Below are 24849 nucleotides of genomic sequence, written 5' to 3'. Positions count from 1 at the left end.
TGCGTGATTTCCGGCTTTTCGAGCCGATACGAGGAAGAAATAATTTTTTCCAAAAATTTTTTGTTTCCTGTTTTGGAGAGGAATCTTGATTCAAATAGACCCCAATGATATAATTGGATATAAAGTTTCAAAAGGAAACTATTACATGGAGGTCACCAATATGAGCGAACAAAAAGCAATCAGGGAATTGCCCGCCTGTCCTGTGGAAACGACATTGACTTTAATTGGCGATAAATGGAAGGCCCTGATCTTGCGCGACCTGCTTCCGGGCACGAAACGCTTTGGGGAATTGAAAAAATCTGTCGGCAATATCTCCCAAAAGGTATTGACCACACAGCTTCGGGCAATGGAAGAAAGCGGCTTATTGACCCGCACAGTATATGCCGAGGTGCCGCCCAGAGTGGAGTACACTTTAACAGAGCTGGGACAGAGCCTGCGCCCTATTCTTGACGCCATGCGGAGCTGGGGCGAGGGATATAAGGCTTCGCTGAAATAGGAGCTGCCGGGAAGTTCCCATTGCAGGCTTTGACAAGCTATGCTAAAATGAAAAAGAAACGGAGGGGTGCGCATGAGTAAAATTTCCATTCGCAGTATGACGCCGGAGGATTACGGCACATTTGCCGCGTTCTACCGGGACCTGCACCGGCTTCACGCGGAAGCCATGCCGGAAATTTTCCGCCCGGAAGCCGGGCTGCCGCCGGAAGATGTGTTCTGTCATGATCTGGAAAAAGAAGACCGCTGTATGTTTCTGGCGGAGGAAGATGGAACGCCTGCGGGAATGTGCGTTCTGATCTGGAAAAGTATCCCGGACGACCCCCTCTTTCCCCTGCTGCCCCGGCAAAGCGGGCACATTGACGATCTGTACGTTTCCCCTGCCTTTCGCAGAAAGGGCATTGCCACTCTGCTCTACCGGGAAGCGGAACGGCTTGCACGGGAAAGGGGTGTTTCCCATCTTTCGCTGATGGTGTGGTCGTTTAACGAGGACGCGCTGGGGCTGTATCGGAAGCTGGGCTTTACCCCTGCCATGATAAACATGGAGAAAAAATTGTAACCCATTTACTATGAGGGAATGAAAAATGAAAATTCGCGATTTGACTATAGAGGACTACGACGTCCTTACAAATTTCCTTACGGAGCTGCACCTGTCCCACCACCGGGCGATCCCCCATATTTTCAAGGAGACCCTTGCCGTTCCTTCCATGGAAGCGTATGCGGAGGAGCTGCAGGACCCGAACTGCCTGTTTTTCGGCGTGGAAAAAGACGGCGAGCTGACAGGCTTCTGTCAGCTTAATATCAAGGAAAACCCGGATATCCCGGAATATCCGATCCGCCCCGCAAGGGTCGCCCATATCGAGCATCTGTACACCGCGCCAGCGTTTCGGCGCCAGGGCATTGCGACGGCGCTTTTGGAAGAGGCAAAACGGCGGGCGCAGGAACACCAAGCCGCTAAACTGACCCTGATGGTGTGGGATTTCAACCGGGACGCCATTGCCCTGTATCAAAAATTTGGCATGGTGGACACCTTCCATCAAATGGAGGAGCTTCTATAATCAAGTCTTGTATGGCAGACCGCCGCCCGCTGCGACAAAACGCCAGCCGGGCGGAACAACATAAAAAAATCAATCCAGAAAGGAACGTTATCTATGAAGCTTGGAATCATTCAGCCGCCTAAGGCAGAAAGCCTGAAGTACGCAAAGTCGCTGGGGCTGGACTTTGTGGAGTTTGACTGCAACCCCGCTGCCTTTTTCGGCAGACCCATGGCGGAGATCGCCGCGGAGCAGGACGCTATCCTCGCCGCCAGCAAGGAAACCGGCGTGGAAGTTGGCGCTGTGGGGCGCTGGGCAAGCGCCATTCTGGACCAGAACGGCGAAGTGATACCCGAAGAATGGGAGGAAGTCAAGGCGGTCATCGACTTTGGCGCGTATCTGGGCGCAAAGTATTACCTGTGCAGCGTCGCCTACGTCAAGGAGCTGACCTATTACAAGAACATCACCGCCGCCATCAGGGTGCTGAACCAGATCGTCGCCTACGCGAAGGAGCGGAACATGGAATGCGCCATCGTCAATTGCTGCATGGGCGACAACTACATTCGCACCCCGGAGCAGTGGAAGCTGGTGCTGGACGAGGTGCCGGGGCTGGGCATTAAATACGACCCCTCCCACAGCTTTGTCCATGGCGGCGAACACGGCGCTTATATGGAAGAAGCCATTCAGTGGGGCGACCGCTTCAAATACTGCCACATCAAGGGCGTGATCCAGTTGGGGGATTCCAGAGAACCCCTGCACTGGCAGCTGCGCGAGGTGGCGGAAAAGCACCCTGAATTAAAGGACGACCCCAGTTTTTCCGCTCTTTACGGCAAGGGAAACTGGTACGACAACCCCCCTGCCGGAATTGATTCCATCAACTGGAGAGGGTTCTTTGCCGCGCTGTATCAGCATGGTTATGACGGGTACCTGTCCATTGAGCCCCATTCTGCCACATGGCTGGGCGATAAGGGAGAAAAAGGGCTGAAGTACACCATCAAGTACATTCGGGACTTGATGATCCTGGACTGAAAAAGCGGTATCTTTCACGGGGAGAAAGGCACGGAGTGAGGGGAAGCTATGTACGATATTGCGATCATCGGGGCTGGTCCTGCCGGCGCTACTCTGGCACGGCTCCTTGGGAACAGCGGCAAAAAGATATTGCTGCTGGACGGGCAGGGACCGGGAAATAAAAAGCCGTGCGGCGGGCTGTTAGCGCCGGACGCGCAAAAGGCGCTGGCTCATTTTGACCTGGTGCTGCCCAAAAGCGTACTGGTGGACCCGCAGATTTTCTCCGTCAAGACCATGGACGCCCAGCGCGGGCTGACCCGGTACTACTCCCGGCACTATTTGAATATCGACCGCTACGCCTTTGACAAATGGCTGCTTTCGCTGGTGCCGGAAAGCGTGGACGTCCTTTCCGGGCGGTGCCTGAAGCTTGCCCGGAGCCAGGAGAGCTTCTGCCTGACGGTTTCTTCCAATGGTAAGCGGCAGGCGCTGTCTGCCCGGCAGCTTGTAGGGGCGGAGGGCGCAAATTCCCTGACGAGAAAGACTTTTTTCCGGGACGATGTTTCCCGCTATGTGGCGATCCAGCAATGGTACCAGAACAGCGAGACCGACGAGCCCTTCTATTCCTGTATCTTTGATGAGAAGACCAGCGAAAGCTGTTCCTGGTCCATCTGCAAGGACGGCAGCTTTATCTACGGCGGCTGCTTCCCGCCCAAGGGGTGCCGCGCCGCTTTTGAAGAACAAAAGAGGCGGCTGGAGCAGACCTTCCATTTTGATTTCAGCCAATGCGTAAAAACGGAAGCCTGCCTTGCGCTGCGCCCCAAACGCCCCCGGGATTTCCAGACGGGAAAAGGCGGCGTATACCTTGTGGGAGAAGCGGCGGGCTTTATCAGCCCCAGCTCCTTTGAGGGGATCAGCAGCGCTATTTTGAGCGGCAGTATGCTGGCGGAAGCTTTTCTCAAAAACGGCGCCCCGGAAGACGTTGCCCGGTGCTATCGCCGGAAAACGGCAGGGCTGCGCGGCAAGTTGACCCTGAAAATGATAAAGCGGTGGTTCATGTATACTCCCTTTGTGCGGGAGCTTATCATGAAAAGCGGCTTGCAGTCCATTCGCCTGTGGGAGACGCCCGCGGGACAAAAATAATGTTTCGTTTCAGGATCTATAAAATACGTATAGCAAAAACTCCCCCGACTTGCCGGAGGAGTTTTTTCATAGATATGTTGTGACGGTCATATGCCGAGATAGGGCTCCGGGGCAACGCGGCTGCCCTCATAGTAAACTTCAAAATGAAGGTGATTGCCTGTGGAAAAGCCTGTAGAGCCTACGTAACCGATGATCTGCCCCTGCTCCACGTATTCTCCGGGGGATACCGCCAGAGAGCTGCAATGGGCGTACCGGGTGGCGAAGGTGCCGTTATGCCAGACGAGCACGTTATTGCCCCAGGAATAGTGAAAATCCGCAGAAAGTACCTTTCCTGCCTGTGCCGCTACAATGGGCTCTCCATAATCCGCCCAGATATCCGTGCCCATATGGGGACCGTCGTCAAAATCGTAAATATCTCCAAAATTTCCGATCACATGATCCACCCCAACGCCGGGCAGGGGCCAGATGGGAGAAAAACCATCGTGCATTCCGGGAGACGGGGGATCCACCATGATCCCGCCCGGGGCAAGCCCGGAGGAAGCGTTCTCCTGACGGATCAGCTCCTGCAGGGTGGCTTCCAGTTCCTCGTCTTCCTCTTTATTGGCGGCAAGCTTGTTCCGGGCATTGGTCTGGTCACTCTCCAATCGGTCTATCAAAGCCTGGTTCTCCGTATAAAGGACTTTCAGCTCTTCCTGGGAGGATTCCAGCTCCTTTTTGACCTGTGTCTCTTCCGCCCGCATAGCCTGCAGCTCTTCCCTATCCTCTTTTGTCTTTTCTAGGTACTCCTCTATCTTGTCCAGAAGCTGCTGGTCGTGCCTGGTCACACAGGAAAGCAGTTCGGCTTTCATGGTGAAATCCGTAAAGCTGTTGGAGCTGAGCAGGATCTCCAGCGTGCTGATAGAGCCGGATTTATAGAGAGAATTGATACGCTTGGCAAACAGGTCGATGGTCGCCTGGTATTCCGCCCTGGACGCTTCCAGCTTCTTTTCCAGTACGCTGATCTCCCCGTCCATCACCCGAATGGATTCCCTGGCAGTGTCGATCTTCTTCTCCAGCACGCCGATCTTTTCTTCCAGCGTCGCCTGGTATTCCAGCGCCTTTTCTTCGTCGTCCTTCAGCGTTTCCAGCCGGGCTTCCAGCGCCTCATTCTCCTGCCGCAGGGCTTCCTGCTTTTCCCGGACCTCGTCCACGCTTTCCGCCAGCGCATGACCGGGGAAAGCCACACAGAGCGCCAGCACGGCAACCAGGACCCTCAACCGCTTTTTTCCGATAGATTTCATGGAGATCCCTCCCGTTTTGGAAATTTTTCCAAAAGGTAACAAGTTTGTAAACATTGTAGCACGCCCGGAAAAGAAAAGCAAGTTTTTTCCGGGAAAAAAGACGAAACGCCTTGACATTTTTGGTATCCTGCAATACCATTTTCCATGGAGAAAACGTGGCGGAGCATTCCGACCATTTTACAATTTACCGAAGGGGGAACGGTTCACTATGAAATTACAGGAAGCAGACGCCGGAGCCAGCTACCGGGTGCAGAGCCTGTCGCTGCCGGTAAATCTGGAACGGCGGCTGGAATCGCTGGGGCTGATCGAGGGCTCTGAAATTTTTGTACTGCGGAAGAAGCGCCGGGGCGCGATGATCGTAAAGGTGCGGGGCACGCGGTTTGCCATGGGCTACGGCATTTCCACCCATATCACAGTTGAGGAAGGAGCGGTCTCTCATGGCATCGCATGAGCTTTCCATCGGATTTGTGGGCAACCCGAACTGCGGGAAAACCACGCTGTTCAACGCCTATACCGGGGCAAATTTGAAGGTTGCCAACTGGCCGGGCGTGACCGTGGAAAAAAAGGAAGGCAGTTTCCGCTTCCACGACCACGAATACCGTCTGGTGGACCTGCCCGGCACCTACAGCCTGACCTCCTATACCATGGAGGAGCAGGTCACGCGGCAATACATTCTCAGCGACGAGGTTGACGTCATTATCGACGTGGCGGACGCTTCCGCGCTGGAGCGGAACCTCTACCTGACCCTGCAGCTGATCGAACTGGGGAAACCTGTTATCCTTGCCTTGAATATGATGGATATTGTGGAGAAAAGAGGCATGGAGATCGACCTGCACCGTTTACCGGAAATGCTGGGGATCCCGGTGATCCCCGTGTCCGCCCGGCGGAAAACGGGGCTGGACATTCTGATGCATGCCGCCGCCCACCATCAAAACAGCGGCAGCGACCTGCCCCTGATCCACCATCATGACGAAAAACGCCGCGCCGGCGGCGCACACACGGAGCAGACCCACCACAAGCACCAGCACCACAAGGAATACGCCATGGTGTACAGCGATGAGATCGAGGACAAAATCGATGTGCTGATTCCCCTGCTTCAGGAAAAATACCCGGAGCTGACAAATTATCGCTGGCACGCGCTGAAGCTGTTGGAGCACGATAAGGAAATTACTGCCAGCTACCCGGTGGAATGTCCCGGCGTACTGGACAAAAGCTATGAAAAGGAAATTATCAACCAGAAGTACGACTTCATTGACGAGATCATTCAGGAAGTGCTGGTAAACAAGGAAAAAAAGGCAGCCATTACGGACCGGGCGGACGATATCTTGACCCACAAATGGCTGGGGCTGCCTGTTTTCCTGCTCATCATGGCGCTGGTGTTCTTCCTCACCTTTACCATCGGCGACTGGCTGAAAGGGTATTTTGAAGCCGGGCTGGACCTGTTCTCCGGCGGCGTGCGGGCAGGGCTGGAAGCGATAAACGTCTCTCCCCTGCTGATTTCCCTGCTGGTGGACGGCATCATTGCCGGGGTCGGCGGGATACTCACCTTTCTGCCCAATATTTTGATTTTGTTTTTGGCATTGGCATTTCTGGAAGACAGCGGCTACATGGCGCGAGTCGCCTATGTGATGGACGGTATCATGGGCAAGCTGGGGCTTTCCGGGCGGTCGTTTATCCCCATGGTGCTGGGCTTTGGCTGTACTGTGCCTGCCATCATGGCGTCCCGGGCGCTGGAAAACAAGCGGGACCGCTACAAGACCATGCTCATCACCCCCTTTATGTCCTGCAGTGCCCGCCTGCCCATTTATGTGCTGTTCTCTGAGCTGTTTTTCCCAAATCACGCCATGCTGGCGGCATATTCCATGTATCTGCTGGGGCTGCTGGTGGCGATCCTCTGCGCGTTTTTGATCCACCTGTTTGACAGGAAGCACGCAAAGGAAAATTCCCTGCTCATCGAGCTGCCGGAATACAAAGCGCCCAGCGCCCGCACCATTTTCATCTATGTGTGGGAAAAGGTCAAGGATTATCTCACAAAAGCGGGCACCACCATCTTCATTGCTTCCATTCTCATGTGGTTCCTGCTGAATTTCGGTCCCAACGGCTTCTCGGAGGATATGTCGCAGACCTTCGGCTCCATGGTCGGACGCTGGATCGTCCCCTTCTTTGCCCCCATCGGGCTGGGCTTCTGGCAGATCGTGGTGGCGCTGATCGCAGGCATTTCCGCCAAGGAAGTGGTGGTATCCAGCTGCGCGGTGCTGTTCGGTATTTCCAACATCAATTCCGCCGCGGGAATGTCCGCCATGCTCACAAACCTTGGCGCTATGGGTTTCGGCGCGCTGAACGCCTACGCGCTGATGACCTTCTCCCTGCTCTATGTGCCCTGTGCCGCCACGCTGGCGACCATCAAAAAAGAAACGGAAAGCTGGGGCTGGACAGGGTTTGTCGCCGTGTTCCAGATCGCAGTGGCGTGGCTTGTGACCTTTGCGGTGTACCATATCGGACTTTTATTTGTGTAAGCTGTTCCAGCTTACAGGAAGGAGCTTTTTATGCCGGGTATGCTTTCCACGATCCTTGTCGGCGCAGTGATCGTGTTCGTGGTTTTTCTTGCTGTACGAAAGCTCTGGAAGGATAAAAAGAATGGGAAAACCTGCTGCGGCGGCAGCTGTTCCAGCAATTGCTGTTCCGGCTGCTGCGGCTGTGATAAAAAGACGAATGGAAAGAAGACCCCTTGAGCCTGTCCTCGGAGAAAACTTATGAAACAAGGAATGAAGCCCTTTCTTTGCTGCCTGTTCGCCCTGCTGGTAGGTCTGCTTCCTGTCAGCGTCTCTGCCAATTCAGCGGAACCACCCTGCTTTACCGTGGTGGTCTCAAACGCGCCGGAGGACCTGGAGCTTTCTCTGCAATATAAGGACGGCTCTGCTTATGAATCCCTTTATCTTCGCAATCAGGGAAGCAGCGACAACCACGGCTGGGAAAGCTATTACCGTTTCGCTTATACGTATAGCTCCACCGCGGAAAATCTGCAGGACGTCAGGCTGCTGGTTCAAACAGGCGGGGAAAGCTTCCTCTGTCCCCTGCCGAAAGAACTGAACCGCACCTATAACGGCATGGTAACGTTGGACCTGAAGGACAAAACGCTGACCTGTGGGACCTCTCCCCTTCGCACGCCTCTGCTGATCGCTTTGCGAATAGCATTGACGCTGCTCATAGAAGGGCTTGTGTTTTTCCTGTTCGGCTATCGGGCAAAGCGAAGCTGGCTGGTTTTTGCCATTGTCAATCTCATCACCCAGATCGGTCTGAACCTGCTGTTTGCCGAAGCGTCTTCCGCTGATGGATACATCGCCTTGCTTCTGTTCTTCTACGCCATGGGAGAAGCCGTCGTTTTTCTCCTGGAGGTGATCGCTTTTTCCGCCCTTTTGAAAGAGCATTCCAAAAAGCGCGCCGCCTGCTGCGCATTGCTTGCCAATGCCGCCAGCCTGCTGGTGGGCGGGCTTTGCCTGACGTATCTGCCATTCTAGCTTTTCCACTGCAGGAATTGACCCCATCAAAAAGGAAAGGAGAAAATCCATGGCTGCATTGACAACGATAGGGCTGGGTAAAACCATGGAAAAGAAGCTTCACTCCGTTGGGATTTCCTCCGCGGAGGAGCTGATACGGCTTGGCAGCAGGGAAGCGGTTTCCCGCCTGAAGGCTGCCTATCCCCACACCTGTGTCGTCATTCTTTACCATTTGGAGGCGGCAATTCAGGGGATCGCCATTAAAGAACTGTCGCCCGCCTGTAAGGCAGAGCTGAAAACCTTCTTTCAGCATTTGTAAAATTCTTTTTATTGAAATCTGTTTCTAATCAGCTTCTTTTCATTGAAGTTTTATAGAGAAAAAACGGGCGCTGCAAACCGATACGGTCTGCGGCGCCCGCTGCTTTTTTTCGGGATTTCTTACTTCTGGCTCAGGTACTCGTCAATGGACTTTGCCGCCAGCTTGCCAGCGCCCATGGCGGAGATAACGGTGGCAGCGCCGGTAACGGCGTCGCCGCCGGCGTACACGCCCTCGCGGCTGGTCAGCCCGGTATCCTCATTGATGATGATGCCGCCCCACTTCTGGGTCTCCAAGCCCTTGGTGGTGGACTTGATCAGCGGGTTGGGAGAGGTGCCGATCGCCATGACAACGGTGTCCACGTCCAGCACAAACTCGCTGCCCTCGATGGGAACAGGACGGCGGCGCCCCTTTTCGTCGGGCTCGCCCAGCTCCATTTTGATGCACTTCATGCCGGTGACAAAGCCGTTCTTGGGGTCGCGGCGGTCGTCGGGATTCTGATAGCCCAGAATCTCCACAGGGTTGTTGAGCAGGCGGAAATCGATCCCCTCTTCCATGGCGTGCTCCACTTCTTCCTTACGGGCGGGCAGTTCTTCCAGAGAACGGCGGTACACGATGTACACCTTTTCCGCGCCCAGGCGGAGAGCGGTTCTGGCAGCGTCCATTGCCACGTTGCCGCCGCCGACCACAGCCACCTTGCCACCCTTCATAATGGGAGTGACGGGGTTGTCCAGATAGGACTTCATCAGGTTGCTGCGGGTCAGGAATTCGTTGGCAGAATACACGCCCTTCAAGGACTCGCCGGGAATGTTCATAAAGTTGGGCAGACCAGCGCCGGAGCCGATGAACACAGCCTCATAGCCCTGCTCAAACAGCTCATCGACCGTCAAGGTCTTGCCGATGACAATATTTGTCTCCATATCCACACCCATGGCGACCAGATTGTCCACTTCCTGCTGGACGATCGCCTTGGGCAGACGGAACTCGGGAATGCCGTAAACCAACACACCGCCGGCGGTATGTAACGCCTCGAACACGGTGACCTTATATCCCTTCTTTGCCAGATCGCCGGCGCAGGTCAGACCGGAAGGACCGGAACCGACGATGGCGACCTTATGACCGTTGGAGGGGACGGGCTGGGGCTTCTGGGTGGCGTGGGCGTTGTGCCAGTCGGCGACAAAGCGCTCCAGACGGCCGATCCCCACAGGCTCTCCCTTGATACCGCGGACACACTTGCTTTCGCACTGGGTCTCCTGGGGGCAGACACGGCCGCACACCGCAGGCAGGCTGGAGGAAACATTGATGACCTGATAAGCGCCCTCAAAGTCCCCTTCCTTGATCTTTGCAATGAACTCTGGAATGTGGACGTTGACCGGGCAGCCGCTTACGCAGGGCATATTCTTACAATTCAGGCAGCGCATTGCCTCGTCAATGGCAATCTCTTCGGAATAGCCGGTAGCAACCTCCTGGAAATTGTGCGCCCGAACCGCAGCCTCCTGGGTGGGCATGGGATTCTTTTTCGGATTCATATTTGCTGGCATTTCTATGCATCTTCCTTTCATTCGGCCGGTAAAAAAGCTGACCGAAAAGTGATTTTCAAATTTTACTTCTTGAAGAGGTTGCAGGTTTCCTCATAAGCGTGCCGTTCAAAATCATGATACATGGCGCCGCGGGACATCGCCTCGTCAAAATCGACCTCATAGCCGTTGAAGTCGGGTCCGTCCACGCAGGCGAACTTGGTGACCTTCTTGCCGTCCTGGTTCAGGGTCAGGCGGCAGCCGCCGCACATACCCGTACCGTCGATCATAATGGGGTTCATGGACACGGTGCAGGGAATGCCGGTGGGCTTGGTGGCGGCCACAACGAACTTCATCATGACCAGCGGTCCAATGGCGATCACTTCGTCGAACTTCTCCCCTTCGCCGAACATCTCATTCAGCGGGACGCACACATTGCCCTCTCTGCCGTAAGAGCCGTCGTCGGTCATGACGAACAGCCGGTTGGAAGCAGCGCGGAACTCGTCCTCCAGGATCAGCAGGTCCTTGGAGCGGAAGCCGATCACAGAGGTGACGTCGCAGCCTGCGGCGTGCAGCTTCTGAGCGATGGGAAGCGCAATGGCGCAGCCCACACCGCCGCCGACAATGCAGACCTTTTTCAGACCCTCGGTGTGGGTGGCAACGCCCAGAGGTCCTACAAAGTCATGGAGGGAATCTCCTTCGTTCAGGTGGTTCAGCTTCTCCGTGGTGGCGCCGACGATCTGGAAAATGATGGTGACGGTGCCCTTTTCACGGTCGTACCCGGCGACGGTCAGAGGGATGCGCTCGCCCTCTTCATCCACGCGAAGGATGATGAACTGCCCCGGCTCTGCTTTGGCAGCGACAAAGGGAGCTTCTATCTCCATTTTTGTCACTGTGGGATTCAACTCTTTCTTGCTTACGATTTTGTACATAGCACTTACTCCTTATACGGACTAGAATGATAGTTATAGTATACCTCAAAAATGATGTGGGGTCAAACCCAAATGCGAAAAAAATATCAAAAGGCGGAGAAAAATTTTCCCTGCCACGCACATTTTGCAGAAAAGCTCTGCTTTTGTCTGAATACCTGAGAAAAATTGGAAATCCGTATAGAAAATCGACCACCCCGGCAGCAGCCGGAGCAGTCGATTTTTCAAAGCAAAGCTTTTGGCTCAAAAAGGGCTTAGAAATCCACTTCCGTGTCGTAATAGCAGCACTTCAGCAGCTTTTCCATTTCCTCCTGGCTGGGCTGACGGGGATTGGAGCCTGTGCAGGCGTCGCCAATGGCGTTTTTGGCGATCTCAGGCAGCCTCTCCAGGAAAACCTCCTCCGGCACAAAACCGTTCTCGGTGGGATAGCTGTCCGCGCCGTAGTTCTTAATGCAGTGCGGGATCTTCAGCGCATCGTTCATGCCGCGGAGATACTTGATGAGCAGCTGCACCTTCTCATCGTCATTAGAGCCGCCCAGACCCATAAAGTCGGCAATCACGCCGTAACGCTGCTTTGCGGTGGGGTCCTTCGCATTGAAGGCGATCACCTTGGGCAGGTACATGGCGTTGGCAGCGCCGTGAATGATATGCGCGCCGTAATCCGCAAAAGCCGCGCCGGTCTTATGCGCCATGGAGTGGACGATACCCAGCAGGGCGTTGGAGAACGCCATGCCTGCCAGGCACTGGGCATTGTGCATGGCGTCGCGCTTTGCCATATCGCCGTTATAAGAATCCACCAAATCCTTTTGAATGGTCATGATGGCAAAAATGGCAAGGGGATCGGTGTAATCACAATTCGCGGTGGAAACATACGCCTCGATGGAATGGGTCATAGCGTCCATGCCGGTATGGGCAACCAGTTTCTGGGGCATGGTCTCCGCCAGGTCGGGGTCAACGATGGCAACGTCGGGCGTGATCTCAAAATCGGCAATGGGATACTTGATCCCCTTCTGATAATCGGTAATGATGGAGAACGCGGTCACCTCGGTAGCGGTGCCGGAGGTGGAAGAGATCGCGCAGAAATGTGCCTTTTTGCGAAGCTTGGGCAAGCCGAACACCTTGCACATATCCTCAAAGGTCACCTCGGGATACTCGTACTTGATCCACATTGCCTTTGCCGCGTCAATGGGAGAACCACCGCCCATGGCAATGATCCAGTCGGGCTGGAACTTGAGCATGGCTTCCGCGCCGCGCATGACAGTTTCCACAGAGGGGTCAGCCTCAATGCCCTCGAACAGCTCCACTTCCATGCCGGCTTCCTTCAAATAGGAAACAGCCTTGTCCAGAAAGCCGAAGCGCTTCATGGAGCCGCCGCCCACACAAACGATAGCCCGCTTGCCTTCCAGAGTTTTCAGGGCTTCCAGCGCGCCCTTGCCATGATACAGATCTCTGGGTAATGTAAACCTTGCCATAAAAAAAGACCTCCAATGATTTTTATTTGTCCACCCGGGGATAAGAGCCGGTGAAACAGCGCATTTTCAAGATCGTTAATAAAATAACATTTCTTTGTTAATAATATAACACAGTAAAGCAGCGCTGTCAATACAAATTTGTCGTCTTGAAAAAATTTTTATGCCGCCACATTTTCTCTCCCGAAAGCATACAAAAAAGAGCTGCCCGGAAAGGCGGCTCTTTTTGAATATTGAAAAAAAACGTGCGTGTTTCCCGCCATCGGCACAGCGGGAAAATCAAAGCGCTTCAAATTGCTCCTGAAGCCATTTTTGAATTTCCTCCAAGCCGCTTTCGTTCATGGGGAAGGGCTTCTCCTCCCTGTCCTGCGCCCGGTCAAAGCAAACGTCGGCTTTCCACGCATAAGCGATAAGCTTCCCTTCCTCCCTGTCCGGGCGGACAAGATAGCGGAGCAGCTTCCCCGCCTTTAAGTCCTTAGTCCGGCTCCCGGTAAAGGTGTTCCCCTCGGTGAAGAAGGTGAGCTTTTGCAGGTCCATCGGTGTTTCCATAAGCATTTCTCCTTTTTGGCGTTACCGCCGGTTTTTATTTTACTTCAAAGCCTCACAGGGAAGCGCTTCGCGCTTCGGGGCTTCTCACTCCAATGACAACAGCTGTGTTGTCATTGGGCATAGCGCCCTGTCTCGCCGCATATTGGTAAAAAAGACTGCAACGAAAGAGGGACTCCATATGTTTATTCATGTGGTACGGCAGGGCGACACCGTCTGGCAGATCGCGCGGCAGTACGGGGTATCTCCCAGCCGCATTATCAGCGACAACGGGATCAAAAATCCACAAAGGCTGCCGGTCGGACAGGCGCTGCTCATTCTCATTCCCGAAACGGTCTATACCGTGCGCCCCGGCGACACCCTGGAAAGCATTGCCGCGCAGTTCGCTGTGCCGGAGATCGAGCTGCTGCAGAACAACCCCGATCTGATCTTTTCTCCCTATCTCATGGCAGGTCAGACGCTGGTGATCCATTTTCAGGAGCCGAAGCGCCGGAACGTTTCCCTAAACGGCTACGCCTACCCCTATATCCAGCGGGACATTCTCAGGAGGACATTGCCCTATCTCACCTACCTGACCATTTTTGGCTATGGCTTTACGGAAAGCGGAGAGCTGATCCCCATTGACGATCAGGAAATGATAAACATGGCGTACGAATACCGGGTCGCCCCGGTCATGCTGCTTTCCTCCATCACGGAGGACGGGAATTTCAGCGGACAGCGGGCAAGCCTGCTGTTTCGGAGCATCGAATTGCAGGACAGGGTGCTGGATCAGATCGTCGCCGTCATGAAAGAAAAGGGATATCTGGGGCTGGACATCGACTTTGAATATGTGGCTGCGGAGGACGCCGGGGATTTTCTGAATTTCCTGCGCCGCTCCATTGAGCGAATGCACGCCGAGGGCTTTTTTGTCAATGTGGACCTTGCCCCCAAAACCTCCGGCACACAGGAAGGGCTGCTGTATGAAGCCCATGATTACGCCGCCATCGGCGCCCTTGCGGACACCGTGCTGCTGATGACCTACGAATGGGGCTACACCTACGGTCCGCCCATGGCGGTAGCGCCGCTCAATCAGGTGCGGCGGGTGGTCTCCTACGGCGCTTCGGTGATCCCATCGGAAAAGATCATGATGGGGATACCCAATTACGGCTATGACTGGATCCTGCCCTTTGAGCGGGGCATCACCCGGGCGACTGCCATCGGCAACGAGTACGCCGTGGAGATCGCCCAGCGGAACAATGTGCCCATCGAATTTGACGAAACTGCCTACTCCCCCAATTTTCACTATGTAGGCAGACAAGACCTGCAGCACGTGGTGTGGTTTGAAGATGTGAGGAGCATCCGCGGGAAATACGATCTTCTGGAAGAATTTGCCCTGCGGGGCGGAGGGTACTGGAACATCATGCGCGCCTTTGCCCAGAACTGGGCGTTTGTCAGCGCCAGATATCAAATCGAAAAAATCGTGTGACCGCGGAAGTCAGGTCAAATCTTTTTCTTCTGTCCGGCTATAAAGATAGGCGTTTCCCACCTTGCCCGTTCGCCGCAGAGCGCCGACGGCATGCAGGACATTTACCGCCTGAGAGGCTCTCTTTGGCGAAAGCTTTGCCGCCTTGCCGTATTCCTTTACGGTAAAAGTCTCAGGCAGCGTGCCTGGGACCAGCTTGAGATAATCGGCGGGAGAAGAAAGCCACAGCTCGTCTATGAGAGAGATGGGAAGCCGTTCAAAGCGGGTAGAGCCGCGCTTGCCGTCCTCGCTCCAGCCGTTTTTCAAGCGGTACTCCTCCAGCTCCAGCAGCATAACACAAAAGCGCAGCCCTTCCCGGTTCAGCAGGGGCTTTATGGCGTACAGCTCCGGCAGAACGTCTGCCGCGGTGCCGCGGCGGGGGCTTTTCCTGGGCGGGGTCGCGGTTCCGTCCTCGTCCAGCCAGATCAGCCATTTTAGCGCCGGAACAGGATAGATGACCGTCACCGGGGCTTCGGGCAGAAAGGCTTCCAACTTGTCCCGAAGACGGTAAAAATTCCTCGTCTGAATTTCATAGAAGCCGGTTCCGTTGCGGATATCCGCCACAAAGGAGCCGGCTTTCTGCTCGTGGTGGGCGGGGTCGGGATCAAAATAGAATTTCAGCACGGCATGGAGGGTCTTTTCGCCCAATGTGCCAATGCCGCTGTTTTGCCGCCCCTCGTCCATGACCCTGTGGCACGCCAGCAAAAACTTCGTGTTATCCATGGGCGTCTTCCAAATGAAACAGGCGGGCAAAATTGTCATAGAGAATTTTTCGATTTTCCTCTTCGGAGAATCCCAGCGCAAAAAAGCGCCGCACTTCCTCCGCGGGGTCCCACATGGGAAAATCCGTGCCGAACATGGTGCGGTCCACCCCAAAGTGGGCGATGCTGTCCCGCGCCTGCTCCCGCGTCAGGGCAAACAGCGAGCTTGACGTGTCCACATATACATTGGTCCCGTGAAGCACCTGCCTCGCCTCCTCCCATTGGGTGTAGCCCCCCAAATGGGCCGCAATGCAGGTAAAGTCCGGCAGCTTTTCCAGCACATTCATCAGGCGGCGGGGAGAAGAAAAGTCTGTCCGGCTGTCCCCGGTGTGAAAGAGAACGATCAGCCCCCTGCGGTTAGCTTCTCTGTAAAAGGGCAGCATTTTTTCGTCGTCGATGGAAAAGCCCTGAAAATCCGGGTGGAGCTTAATGCCCCGGAGCCCGCGGCGCTGGATATCGTCCAACTGAGCGTCGATGTCGGCGATGTCCTGGTGCCACGCTGCAAGCCCTGCAAACCGGGGATACTCCCTGCACTTTTTCTCAATAAATTCATTGATAGGCCGTACCTGTTCCACCTTGGTGGCAACGGAGGAGACCAGAAAACGGTCAATGCCTGCCGCCGCTCCCCGCTCCGCCAGCACATGGGGCATTCCCACGTTCCGCATTTTCAAATGATAGAAAGAGCCAACGGACGTTGTGGCTTTTTCCGCGATTTTTCCCGGATAGATATGGGCGTGGGTATCCGCCGCCCGATAGGAAGCTCCCTGATAAGTTACCGGCACGTTTCCTCTTCCTTTCTCTTTTCCCGCTGGGCTTTAGAATAAATGCAGCCGCAGTAGTCCTGGCGGTACAGGTCATATTCTCTGGAAAGCTCAATAGAGCGCTTATAGCCTTCTTTTTTCTTGAAATCCGAGGGCAGATGGGCAACGCCGTATTCCCTGCCTGCTTCCTCGCCGATCTGATTCAGGGCTTCCGCGTTTTTCAGCGGGCTGATGGACAGCGTGGTCGTAAAATAATCAAAGCCCCGCTTTTTGGCTTCCTCCGCCGCCCTGCGGAGACGGAGACGGAAGCAGGCAAGGCAGCGCGCCCCGCCCTCCGGCACGTCTTCCAGCCCTTTCGCCGCTTCCCGGAACGCCTGGCTGTCATATTCGCAGGGCAGCAGGGTAACCGGGTTCTCCAAGGGCATGGACCGCACCAGGCGTTCCAGCTCTGCTTTCCGCTTGTCATATTCGGCTTCCGGCTCGATATTGGGGTTATAATACAAAATGGAAATGGAAAAATAATGGGTAAGATGCTCCAGCACATAGCTGGAGCAGGGCGCACAGCACACGTGGAGCAGCAGAGTGGGCTTTTTCCCGCTTTGCCCGATCTCCCGCAGGATCTCGTCCTGCTCCCTGCTGTAGTTTCGTTTTTGCGCGGGCACTGTCCCCCTCCTTTCCGCTTATTTACAGAAAAACCTGTCTGTGAGAAAATAATCGCAACGCGATTATTGTATCACAGCATACCGCGTTTTGCAAGGCGGCACAGTTGACAACAGCGGCGGGAAAAGCTATGATAAAATGACAAAGGCATTACCGTTGTCATTATGGAAAAGGGCTGAGAGGTAAAACACTGCCCTTTTTCAAAGCAGTGAAAACAAAAGAATCCCGTAAAGGAATTGCTGCCATGAATCTCAGTTTTTTGATCTCCAACCCGCTCATCAATGTCAGCGTGGTAGCCTGGCTCAGCGCACAGGGGCTGAAAACGCTGATAGACGCTGTCCGGCACCGGCAGTTTGACCGGCGGCGGCTTGCCGGCGCCGGGGGAATGCCCAGCTCCCATTCCGCCGTGACCTGCTCGGTGCTGCTGACCTCTTACTTTTTGTATGGGTTTTCCTCCCCCATTTTCGCGCTGGCTTTCGTGCTGGCCCTTATCGTCATGTACGACGCCACGGGGGTGCGCTGGGCGGCGGGGCTGCACGCCAGAGCTATCAACCACATTGTAGCATATCTGGAAGAAAGCGACGGCAAGGTGGACAAGCAGGAGCTGAAGGATCTGATCCCCCGGCTCAACGAATCGCTGGGGCACCGGCAGATCGAGGTCGCCTGCGGGGCGCTGCTGGGCTTTGCCATTGCGCTCATTGCCAATTTTCTGCGGTGATTTTTTATAGAGCAGCATGTTCCCCACAAGCAGGAACTTATAGAAACGCCCTGTCTCCTATGAGAGACAGGGCGTTATTTCATGCCAGGCGGCTTTGCAGCAGGGTCAGGCTGCACAATCCTTCCCGCTGCCAGCGGCAGCAGCCGCAGACGGATCGGAACTCCGGCTCGGTCAAATTTTTCAGCTTTTCCGCCGCCTGCTGCCAGTTCAGTGTCTCTCCGGGCTTTAAGCGAAGGACCCGCAGGGCGGCGCTGTCCCGGCGCAGCACGTCCTCTGTGCTGAGGGCGCAGCCGCCGGAGTCCGTGCGGTTGGGGCAGACGGAACAAATTTCGTCTGCACCCAGCTGCACGGTGATTCTTTCGCCCTTATGCAGGTCCGCGACAAGGGCTGTCATCTTTTTTGTAAATTCTTCGCTGTACCCATGCCCGGAGAAAAGGGCGGTGCAGAACAGATGGTGTCCCCGGAGCTTCATTCGCCCACCAGCCTCGCTTTTTTCAGGCTGAACACTACAGCCCGCGCTGCCAGATACGCCAGCGCCAGAGAGATAACGTCTTTCAAAAGATAGGGCGCCGACACCAGCAGGAAGCTTTCCAAAAACGGTGCGGAGGCGACTGCCGCATATTGCAGCACGCCGCAGAAATGGCAGACGGCAAGCCCCAGCGCGCCCAGCAAAAGGGCGAACACCGGCTTTCCCGTCTGCGCGCCCAGCCCGCAGAGCAGAGCCATCAGCAGAAAGCCCCACAAAAAGCCGCCGGTGACGTGCAGGAATGTGCCGAACCCGCCGCTGAACCCGGCGAACACGGGCAGCCCCACAGCGCCCAGCGCCAGATAGACCGCTACCGCCAGCGTACCCAGCTTCCAGCCCAGCACATAAGCGCACAGCGCCACCGCAAAGGTTTGCAGGGTGACGGGCACCCCTGACGGCATGGGAATGGAGACCTGGGACAGCACCGCCAGCAGCGCGGCAAATACCCCGGTAAGCACCAGCCTTTGAATTTTACTCTTTTCCATCGTTCTTCCCCTTTCGCAGCTTTTCCAGAAAATCTTTTTCAATGGTCGCTTCTCCCGCGGAGAGGAGCCGCTCCTCCCCATTTTTCAGCCGCACCTGCAGGCGGGCTTCCCCGTCTACGCCCAGCACCGTGCCTTTCTGCTTCGTGCCGCCGCTGACAAAGCTGATCTCCATGCCCGTCAGCAGGGAACGCCGCCGGTATTCCGGCAGGAAAGGGCGGTCGGTGAGGGTTTGATAAAAGCCGAAAAAGCGGTTCAGTATCTCTGCGGCGACAGCGGCTCTGGTTTCCGGCGGAGCGTCCTTCTCATACAGCGCCCCGGCGATCTCCTTCAGTTCCTCCGGGAAGCCGCCCGCCGGGGTCTGGATATTCACGCCGATGCCCAGCACCGCATAGCGCAGACCCTGCGTTTCAAAGTCGATGGACGCTTCGGTGAGGATACCGCAGATCTTATATCCGTTCAGGTACACATCGTTGACCCATTTGATCTGGGCGTTCTGCCCGGTCACGGCTTCCACGGCTCCGGCGACCGCCACCGCCGCGGCGGTGGTAATGGAAAGGGATTCCTCGGCGGAAAATTTGGGGCGCAGCAGGATACTCATATACAGCCCGGTTTCTGGCGGGGACGAAAAGGAACGCCCCAGCCTGCCCTTTCCGGCGGTCTGCCGCTGGGCGATCACTACGGCGCCCTCCGGCTTTCCCTGCTCCGCCAGCTCCTTTGCCACGGTGTTGGTGGAGGTAGCTTCCTCCAGGACGCATATGGTACAGCCTGCCGCCGCTCCGCTGAGCCGCCCGGCAATATTTTCCGGGCTGAGCACCCCGCTTTCCGAAAGGAGCACATAGCCGCGGTTCGTTCCCGCGCCGATGGCAAAGCCGCCGTTTCTGAGCTTCTGCACCGCTTTCCAGACAGTATTCCTGCTGACGCCCAGGCGCTGTGCCATTTCTTCTCCCGAAAGCGGATCGCTGCTCTCCCGGAGAAGCGCCAGCACCTGATCGGAAATATTCATAGGCTCACTCCTTTTCTCCCAAAAGATACCACAGGCGCGGCAGATTGTCAACCGAGTTTTTTTATTTGGGTGACAATCAGCGCCGCAAAAAGCGGAGGGAAGCTTCCCTCCGCCTGCAAGGACGATCGTCCTATCGTTTTGGGACAGCCGTTCCCGTGAAAACACTTTTTCAAAGGTTCGGCGCAAAGTATTTCTAATTTCCAGCCGGCTTGAAGCTGTCCTTCAGCTTGACGGAACGGTTGAATACAAGGTGCTCCGGGGTGCTGTCCCGGTTATCGGCGCAGAAATACCCCTGGCGCATGAACTGGAAGCTTTCCCCGGGCTTCGCGTCCCGCAGAGAACGCTCCACCTTGCAGTCGTTCAGTACGGACAGGGAAGCTTCGTTCAGATAATCCAGGAAATTCCCCTCTTCCGGGTTTTCCACGGTAAAGAGGTTGTCGTACAGCCGCACCTCGGCGGTCAGGGCTGTTGCCGCGTCCACCCAGTGGAGCGTCGCGCCCTTGACCTTTCTGCCGTCGGCAGGGTCGCCGCCGCGGCTCTGGGGGTCGTACTCCGCCTTGACCTCGATCACTTTTCCCGTTTCGTCGGTCTCACAGCCTATGCACTTGATAAGGTACGCGCCCTTTAAGCGGCACTCGGGGCCCTCCGGGTACAGGCGCTTATATTTGGGAACAGGCTCCTGTAAAAAATCTTCCCTTTCGATCCAGAGCGTCCGGGAAAAGGTGACCTCTCTCGTGCCGTCTTCCGGCTTGTTGGGGTTATTTTCCACGGTGAGGGTCTCGCTCTGCCCTTCGGGATAATTTACGATGGTGAGCTTTACCGGCTCCAGCACCGCCATGACCCGGCGGGCGTTCTGGTTCAGGTCCTCCCGCAGGCAATGCTCCAGAAAAGCGTACTCTACTGTGGAATTTACCTTGGAAACGCCGTTTCTCTCGCTGAAATTCCGAATGGCGGCGGGCGTATAGCCCCGGCGGCGCAGACCGCAGAGGGTGGGCATACGGGGGTCGTCCCAGCCGTCCACATAGCCGCCTTCTACCAGAGCGCGGAGCTTCCGCTTGCTCATCACTGTATTGTTGATGCCCAGCCGGGCAAATTCGATCTGGCGGGGCTTCGAGGGCAGGGTGACGTTTTCAATGACCCAGTTATAGAAAGGACGGTGATCCTCAAACTCCAACGTACACAGGGAATGGGTGATACATTCCATGGCGTCCTCAAAGGGGTGGGCGTAATCGTACATGGGATAGATGCACCACTTGTCCCCTGTCCTGTGGTGTCTGGAGTGGTTGATGCGGTAGATGACCGGGTCCCGCATATTGAAGTTGCCGCTTGCCAGGTCGATCTTTGCCCGGAGGGTCATTCTGCCGTCTTCAAACTCCCCTGCCCGCATACGGCGGAACAGGTCCAGGCTTTCTTCTTTGGGGCGGTCACGGTACGGGCTTCTTGCAGGGGTGGTCAAATCTCCGCGCATTTCTTTCACCTGCTCGGGGGTCAGCTCGCACACGTAGGCAAGCCCCTTTTCGATCAGCTCCTCCGCTCCCCTATACATATCCTCAAAAAAGTCGGAAGCATAGTAGAAGCGGTCGTCCCAATCGTATCCCAGCCAGTGGATATCCTCTTTGATGGCGTCTACATATTCCACGTCTTCCTTGGTGGGGTTGGTGTCGTCCATGCGGAGGTTGCAGATACCGCCGAAGCGCTCCGCCGTACCGAAATCAACGTAGATCGCCTTGGCGTGCCCGATATGCAGGTAGCCATTGGGCTCCGGCGGGAAACGGGTGTGCACCGTCATGCCCTCTGTCCGTCCGCCGGGCGCCATGTCCTCCTTCACAAAATCATCGATGAAATTTGTGCTGGCAACCTCAGCAATATCCATTTTCTTTTCTTCACTCATTATTAAAACCTCATTTCTTTTGGGCTGATTTTCGTCAGGAAAGCTTCGCAAGCCCTGCCCGCAGCCGGCGGAGGGCTTCTTCTCTTCCCAGCAAAGCTAAAATCTCCATTGCGCCGCCGGGGGTGACCAGCGTTCCCGCTGCCGCGATGCGCACGGGCCACAGCAGCGTGCCGTTCTTCACTTCCAGTTTCTCCGCGAGACCGATCAGGCTGTCATGAATGGCGGTCAGCTCCCAGCTGGGCAGCTGCTCCAGGGTTTCAATCGCCGCTTCCAGCATCTGCGGAGAGTTTTCCAATGTGGTCTTGCTCTTTTTGTTGACAAAGAACTCTGCCGGATAGTCGGGCAGTTCCTTGAAGAAAGCAAGCATTGCCGGGATTTCCTGGAATTTTGTGATGCGCGCCTGCAAAATAGATTGCAGCACGTCCCAGGATTTTTCCTCCCCGCCGAACACTTCTTTGTAATACGGCATAGCGTGAGACAGGAACTCCTCGGCGGACATCGCCTTGATATACTCGGCGTTGAACCAGTTCAGCTTATCGTAATCGAACACTGCCGGAGATTTGCTGATACCGTCGATGGAAAAGGCTTTTTCCAGTTCCTGTAAAGAAAATATTTCCTGATTGTCCTTGGGGCACCAGCCCAGCAGGGCGATGTAATTCGTCACCACCGGGGGCAGATAGCCGTCGTTTACTAAGCCTTCAAAGCTGGTGGAGCCGTGGCGCTTGGACAGCTTGGACACGCTGCCGTCCTCGTTTTTGCCCATGATAAGGGGCAGGTGAATGTAAGTGGGTATCTCCCAGCCAAAGGCTTCGTAAAGCAGGTTATACTTGGGCGTGGAGGTCAAATACTCGCTGCCGCGCACCACATGGGTGATGTGCATGAGATGGTCGTCTATCACATTGGCAAAATTATAGGTTGGATAGCCGTCCGCTTTCAGAAGAACCTGATCCTCTATTTCCTTGTTTTCAATGGTGATCTCTCCGTACACGGCGTCCTGAAAAGTGGTGGAGCCGGTCAGCGGGACCTTCTGCCGAATGACATGGGGCGTGCCGGCGTCCAGAAGACGCTGCACCTCCTCCTGGGGCAGATCGCGGCAATGGCGGTCATAACCTCCCAGACCGCTTTCATCGTGCAGGGATTCCAGCCGCTCCTTGGTGCAGAAGCAATAATAGGCTTTCCCCTCCCGCACAAGCTGCTCGGCATAGGGGCGGTACAAATCCTTCCGCTCACTCTGCACATAGGGACCATATTCGCCGCCGATATCGGGACCTTCGTCGTGCTGCAGCCCAACCTGCCGCAGCGTTTGGTAGATCACCTGCTCCGCGCCTTCCACCAGCCGTTCCCGGTCGGTATCCTCAATTCTCAGAACGAATTTTCCGCCCTGGGACTTTGCCACCAGATACTCATACAGCGCCGTGCGCAGATTTCCCACATGCATAAAGCCCGTGGGGCTGGGCGCAAATCTTGTCCGAACTGTAGCCATAGGTACTCCCTCTTTCGCAAATGAAAAAACTGTACCTATTATAGCTCACTCTGCACCTGTTGCGCAATAGAAATCTGCTTTTTGTGAGGGAAGTCCCGAAAATTTGTAGCTTTTGCTTTTATTCACCCTGCCTTTTCTTGTCAAATCCCGATGTTTTGTCTATAATAAAAAAGAAGCATTACCTTATCCCCTGCTTTTTCAGGTATTCCACGTATTCTTCCAGACAAAAATCCAGCCGTTCCATTTCTTTGGCGTGGGCTTTGCCCACATAGCGGTAATGCCAGCTTTCCCGGTCAATGCCGGTAAGCTCCGCCTTTTCCTTTCGATAGCGCTGGATAAAGCCGTATTCCGCCGCGTGCTTTGCAAGCCATTCATAAGCGGCGCTGGCTTCAAAATCATCTGTCACATCGTTGAAGTCCACTGCAAGCCCTGTATGGTGCTCGCTGCAGCCCGGGCGGGCCACGGTTCGCAAAGCGTCCTCTTCGGCTTCTATCTCCATCATGCCGGATTTTACATTTTCCCGGATCGCCCGCTCCAGCACAGCCTCCTGCTGTTCTACGCTGCGGTAGCCGGAAACGACCCAGAGCCAGACATCCTCTTTCGCCGCGGCGGCAGTCATGGCAGAAAGGTCGTCGTACATTTTGACGTCCACCTGCTCGTCGTCGATCATGCGGGGCGTGACGCGCCATGCTTTCGGCAGGGGCGTCCAGTCATTGACCACCACCAGCAGCGGGTCGGAAAGCTGCACATATTCTTCTTTCGGCTGCACTCCCGCCACGGTCTGGGCAGCGTTATGGGCAGCGGCGCGCAGGTCTTTTTCGGTTTCCAGAGAACCGATCCAGCTGAGCAGAAGGATCAAAAAAACCGCCAGCACTATAACGGCGCCGGAAACATAGTCCGTTTTTCCCATTCTCCCTTTGTTTGCAAGCTTTCTCATAATTACACGCCCTTTCTGGAATTATTCTGCCCAAAGCACGCATATTCATGTTTGCCGGAGGGTTGGAAGGAAGGAATTGCTGATGAAACGAATTTTTATCTATGGCAGCCGAGAGGTGTGCAAAAATTACGCCGAAGCGCTGGATGGCTGCGGCGCTATGGGAATTTTCGCGGAAAACCCCGCGTTTGCGGATTGCTGCGACGGGCTGCTGCTCCCCGGCGGGGCGGACATCGACCCCGGCTTGTACGGCGCTGAGAATCTGGGCAGCGTGGGGATCAACAGGAAGCGGGACCTGGCAGAGCTTGCGCTGGTGAAGAGCTTTTGCGAAAGCGGGCGACCGATCCTCGGTATCTGCAAGGGCTTGCAAATTCTGAACGTGGCGCTGGGCGGCGATCTGATCCAGGACCTTCCCACCTCCTCCACTCACCGCTGGGAGGAAGCCACGGGAGATAAAGTGCATCAAATCACCGTGCCAACGGACAGCTTTCTCTTCCCGCTGTACGGAGAAACATTTTCCGTGAACAGTGCCCATCATCAGGCGGCGGACCGCCCGGCAGCAGCTTTGAAAATTGCCGCCACGGCAGCAGACGGTGTGATCGAAGCCCTGGAAAACCGGGAACGGAAGCTTTACGCCGTTCAGTTCCACCCGGAACGCATGTCGTTCCGCAAAAAAAGGGCGGATACGGTAGACGGACGCTGTATTTTTGATTTTTTCCTGAATCAGTGCTGAGCGCGCAGCAGCGGCAGGGTAAGCTGTGCCGGGCTGCGAAAAATTTCTTGACAACGAATATTCCCAATGCTATAATTGATAAGCTCGATATGCGCGAGTGCTGGAACTGGCAGACAGGCACGTTTGAGGTGCGTGTGTCTACGACGTACGGGTTCAAGTCCCGTC

General features: G+C 55.5%; 27 protein-coding genes. 13 read left to right on the top strand and 14 right to left on the bottom strand.

The window, feature by feature from the left end; genetic code table 11:
- The first annotated feature begins 160 nt into the window (after window positions 1–160).
- The 5 genes from AB8996_RS04925 to AB8996_RS04905 all read left to right on the top strand — a co-directional run bounded on the left by AB8996_RS04925 (window position 161) and on the right by AB8996_RS04905 (window position 3674).
- Window positions 161–496, top strand: a complete 336-nt coding sequence (locus AB8996_RS04925; protein ID WP_369297862.1) for a winged helix-turn-helix transcriptional regulator — start codon at window positions 161–163, stop codon at window positions 494–496.
- Window positions 497–568: 72 nt separating this feature from the next.
- Entirely contained in the window at window positions 569–1051 is a 483-nt protein-coding gene (locus AB8996_RS04920; protein ID WP_369297861.1) for an N-acetyltransferase family protein, read from the top strand.
- Window positions 1052–1076: 25 nt separating this feature from the next.
- Entirely contained in the window at window positions 1077–1550 is a 474-nt protein-coding gene (locus tag AB8996_RS04915; RefSeq protein ID WP_369297860.1) for a GNAT family N-acetyltransferase, read from the top strand.
- Window positions 1551–1643: 93 nt separating this feature from the next.
- Window positions 1644–2555 (top strand): sugar phosphate isomerase/epimerase family protein, encoded by a 912-nt coding sequence (locus AB8996_RS04910; protein ID WP_369297859.1) that lies wholly within the window; start codon window positions 1644–1646, stop codon window positions 2553–2555.
- 48 nt (window positions 2556–2603) lie between these two features.
- On the top strand, window positions 2604–3674 hold the full coding sequence (locus AB8996_RS04905; protein WP_369297858.1) for an FAD-binding protein: 1071 nt from the start codon (window positions 2604–2606) through the stop codon (window positions 3672–3674).
- Between the two features lie 86 nt (window positions 3675–3760).
- Here the strand turns inward: AB8996_RS04905 and AB8996_RS04900 are convergent, their stop codons facing one another.
- On the bottom strand, window positions 3761–4954 hold the full coding sequence (locus AB8996_RS04900) for a murein hydrolase activator EnvC (protein ID WP_369297857.1): 1194 nt from the start codon (window positions 4952–4954) through the stop codon (window positions 3761–3763).
- A gap of 208 nt (window positions 4955–5162) precedes the next feature.
- Between AB8996_RS04900 and AB8996_RS04895 the strand changes: the two genes are divergently transcribed.
- The 5 genes from AB8996_RS04895 to AB8996_RS04875 are packed head-to-tail and all read left to right on the top strand — an operon-like array spanning window position 5163 to window position 8770.
- Window positions 5163–5405: a ferrous iron transport protein A gene (locus tag AB8996_RS04895; protein ID WP_369297856.1), complete on the top strand. Its 243-nt coding sequence runs from the start codon at window positions 5163–5165 to the stop codon at window positions 5403–5405.
- The gene (gene feoB / locus AB8996_RS04890; RefSeq protein WP_369297855.1) at window positions 5392–7470 is read left to right on the top strand and encodes a ferrous iron transport protein B; all 2079 of its coding nucleotides are present in this window, start codon (window positions 5392–5394) and stop codon (window positions 7468–7470) included. The genes AB8996_RS04895 and feoB overlap by 14 nt, the downstream gene beginning before the upstream one ends.
- A 30-nt stretch (window positions 7471–7500) precedes the next feature.
- Window positions 7501–7686, top strand: a complete 186-nt coding sequence (locus tag AB8996_RS04885; RefSeq protein ID WP_369297854.1) for a FeoB-associated Cys-rich membrane protein — start codon at window positions 7501–7503, stop codon at window positions 7684–7686.
- A gap of 21 nt (window positions 7687–7707) precedes the next feature.
- The gene (locus tag AB8996_RS04880) at window positions 7708–8472 is read left to right on the top strand and encodes a hypothetical protein (protein ID WP_369297853.1); all 765 of its coding nucleotides are present in this window, start codon (window positions 7708–7710) and stop codon (window positions 8470–8472) included.
- A gap of 49 nt (window positions 8473–8521) precedes the next feature.
- Window positions 8522–8770, top strand: a complete 249-nt coding sequence (locus tag AB8996_RS04875; protein ID WP_369297852.1) for a TfoX/Sxy family DNA transformation protein — start codon at window positions 8522–8524, stop codon at window positions 8768–8770.
- A 119-nt stretch (window positions 8771–8889) separates the two neighbouring features.
- Here AB8996_RS04875 and gltA read toward each other — a convergent pair whose 3' ends face one another.
- From gltA to AB8996_RS04855, 4 genes are all read right to left on the bottom strand, one after another.
- On the bottom strand, window positions 8890–10308 hold the full coding sequence (gene gltA / locus AB8996_RS04870; protein ID WP_369297851.1) for an NADPH-dependent glutamate synthase: 1419 nt from the start codon (window positions 10306–10308) through the stop codon (window positions 8890–8892).
- 62 nt (window positions 10309–10370) lie between these two features.
- Window positions 10371–11216 carry a sulfide/dihydroorotate dehydrogenase-like FAD/NAD-binding protein gene (locus AB8996_RS04865; protein ID WP_369297850.1) on the bottom strand — a complete coding sequence of 282 codons (846 nt, stop codon included), beginning with the start codon at window positions 11214–11216 and terminating at the stop codon, window positions 10371–10373.
- A gap of 251 nt (window positions 11217–11467) precedes the next feature.
- Window positions 11468–12685, bottom strand: a complete 1218-nt coding sequence (locus tag AB8996_RS04860; protein ID WP_369297849.1) for an iron-containing alcohol dehydrogenase — start codon at window positions 12683–12685, stop codon at window positions 11468–11470.
- A gap of 276 nt (window positions 12686–12961) precedes the next feature.
- Window positions 12962–13231, bottom strand: coding sequence for a hypothetical protein (locus AB8996_RS04855; protein ID WP_369297848.1), 270 nt, complete (start codon window positions 13229–13231; stop codon window positions 12962–12964).
- 178 nt (window positions 13232–13409) lie between these two features.
- Here AB8996_RS04855 and AB8996_RS04850 point away from each other — a divergent pair, with 178 nt between their 5' ends.
- Window positions 13410–14693, top strand: coding sequence for a LysM peptidoglycan-binding domain-containing protein (locus AB8996_RS04850; RefSeq protein ID WP_369297847.1), 1284 nt, complete (start codon window positions 13410–13412; stop codon window positions 14691–14693).
- A 9-nt stretch (window positions 14694–14702) separates the two neighbouring features.
- Here AB8996_RS04850 and AB8996_RS04845 read toward each other — a convergent pair whose 3' ends face one another.
- From AB8996_RS04845 to AB8996_RS04835, 3 genes are read right to left on the bottom strand one after another with little or no spacing between them, the layout of a single operon-like run.
- Complete coding sequence (locus AB8996_RS04845; RefSeq protein WP_369297846.1) at window positions 14703–15452, bottom strand: hypothetical protein; 750 nt, start codon at window positions 15450–15452, stop codon at window positions 14703–14705.
- Complete coding sequence (locus AB8996_RS04840; protein ID WP_369297845.1) at window positions 15445–16272, bottom strand: amidohydrolase family protein; 828 nt, start codon at window positions 16270–16272, stop codon at window positions 15445–15447. The genes AB8996_RS04845 and AB8996_RS04840 overlap by 8 nt, the downstream gene beginning before the upstream one ends.
- A complete protein-coding gene (locus AB8996_RS04835) occupies window positions 16263–16913 on the bottom strand; it encodes an epoxyqueuosine reductase QueH (protein ID WP_369297844.1) in 651 nt (216 codons plus the stop codon). The genes AB8996_RS04840 and AB8996_RS04835 overlap by 10 nt, the downstream gene beginning before the upstream one ends.
- 242 nt (window positions 16914–17155) lie before the next feature.
- Here AB8996_RS04835 and AB8996_RS04830 point away from each other — a divergent pair, with 242 nt between their 5' ends.
- Window positions 17156–17629 carry a divergent PAP2 family protein gene (locus tag AB8996_RS04830; protein WP_369297843.1) on the top strand — a complete coding sequence of 158 codons (474 nt, stop codon included), beginning with the start codon at window positions 17156–17158 and terminating at the stop codon, window positions 17627–17629.
- Window positions 17630–17708: 79 nt separating this feature from the next.
- On the opposite strand, the gene AB8996_RS04825 is transcribed toward AB8996_RS04830, so the two are convergent.
- The 6 genes from AB8996_RS04825 to AB8996_RS04800 all read right to left on the bottom strand — a co-directional run bounded on the left by AB8996_RS04825 (window position 17709) and on the right by AB8996_RS04800 (window position 23954).
- Window positions 17709–18101 carry a DUF1284 domain-containing protein gene (locus tag AB8996_RS04825; RefSeq protein WP_369297842.1) on the bottom strand — a complete coding sequence of 131 codons (393 nt, stop codon included), beginning with the start codon at window positions 18099–18101 and terminating at the stop codon, window positions 17709–17711.
- A complete protein-coding gene (locus AB8996_RS04820) occupies window positions 18098–18640 on the bottom strand; it encodes a biotin transporter BioY (RefSeq protein WP_369297841.1) in 543 nt (180 codons plus the stop codon). The genes AB8996_RS04825 and AB8996_RS04820 overlap by 4 nt, the downstream gene beginning before the upstream one ends.
- Window positions 18627–19643 (bottom strand): biotin--[acetyl-CoA-carboxylase] ligase, encoded by a 1017-nt coding sequence (locus AB8996_RS04815; protein WP_369297840.1) that lies wholly within the window; start codon window positions 19641–19643, stop codon window positions 18627–18629. The genes AB8996_RS04820 and AB8996_RS04815 overlap by 14 nt, the downstream gene beginning before the upstream one ends.
- Before the next feature lie 193 nt (window positions 19644–19836).
- Window positions 19837–21534 carry a glutamine--tRNA ligase/YqeY domain fusion protein gene (locus AB8996_RS04810; RefSeq protein ID WP_369297839.1) on the bottom strand — a complete coding sequence of 566 codons (1698 nt, stop codon included), beginning with the start codon at window positions 21532–21534 and terminating at the stop codon, window positions 19837–19839.
- 34 nt (window positions 21535–21568) lie between these two features.
- Window positions 21569–23017: a glutamate--tRNA ligase gene (gltX, locus tag AB8996_RS04805; RefSeq protein ID WP_369297838.1), complete on the bottom strand. Its 1449-nt coding sequence runs from the start codon at window positions 23015–23017 to the stop codon at window positions 21569–21571.
- Window positions 23018–23195: 178 nt separating this feature from the next.
- A complete protein-coding gene (locus tag AB8996_RS04800) occupies window positions 23196–23954 on the bottom strand; it encodes a D-alanyl-D-alanine carboxypeptidase family protein (protein ID WP_369297837.1) in 759 nt (252 codons plus the stop codon).
- 82 nt (window positions 23955–24036) lie between these two features.
- Between AB8996_RS04800 and AB8996_RS04795 the strand changes: the two genes are divergently transcribed.
- The gene (locus tag AB8996_RS04795; protein ID WP_369297836.1) at window positions 24037–24684 is read left to right on the top strand and encodes a gamma-glutamyl-gamma-aminobutyrate hydrolase family protein; all 648 of its coding nucleotides are present in this window, start codon (window positions 24037–24039) and stop codon (window positions 24682–24684) included.
- The last annotated feature ends 165 nt before the right edge of the window (window positions 24685–24849 follow it).

Source organism: uncultured Neglectibacter sp., assembly GCA_937958185.1.
Taxonomy (GTDB): domain Bacteria; phylum Bacillota; class Clostridia; order Oscillospirales; family Acutalibacteraceae; genus Acutalibacter.
This window is presented reverse-complemented; position numbering and strand designations above follow the sequence as displayed.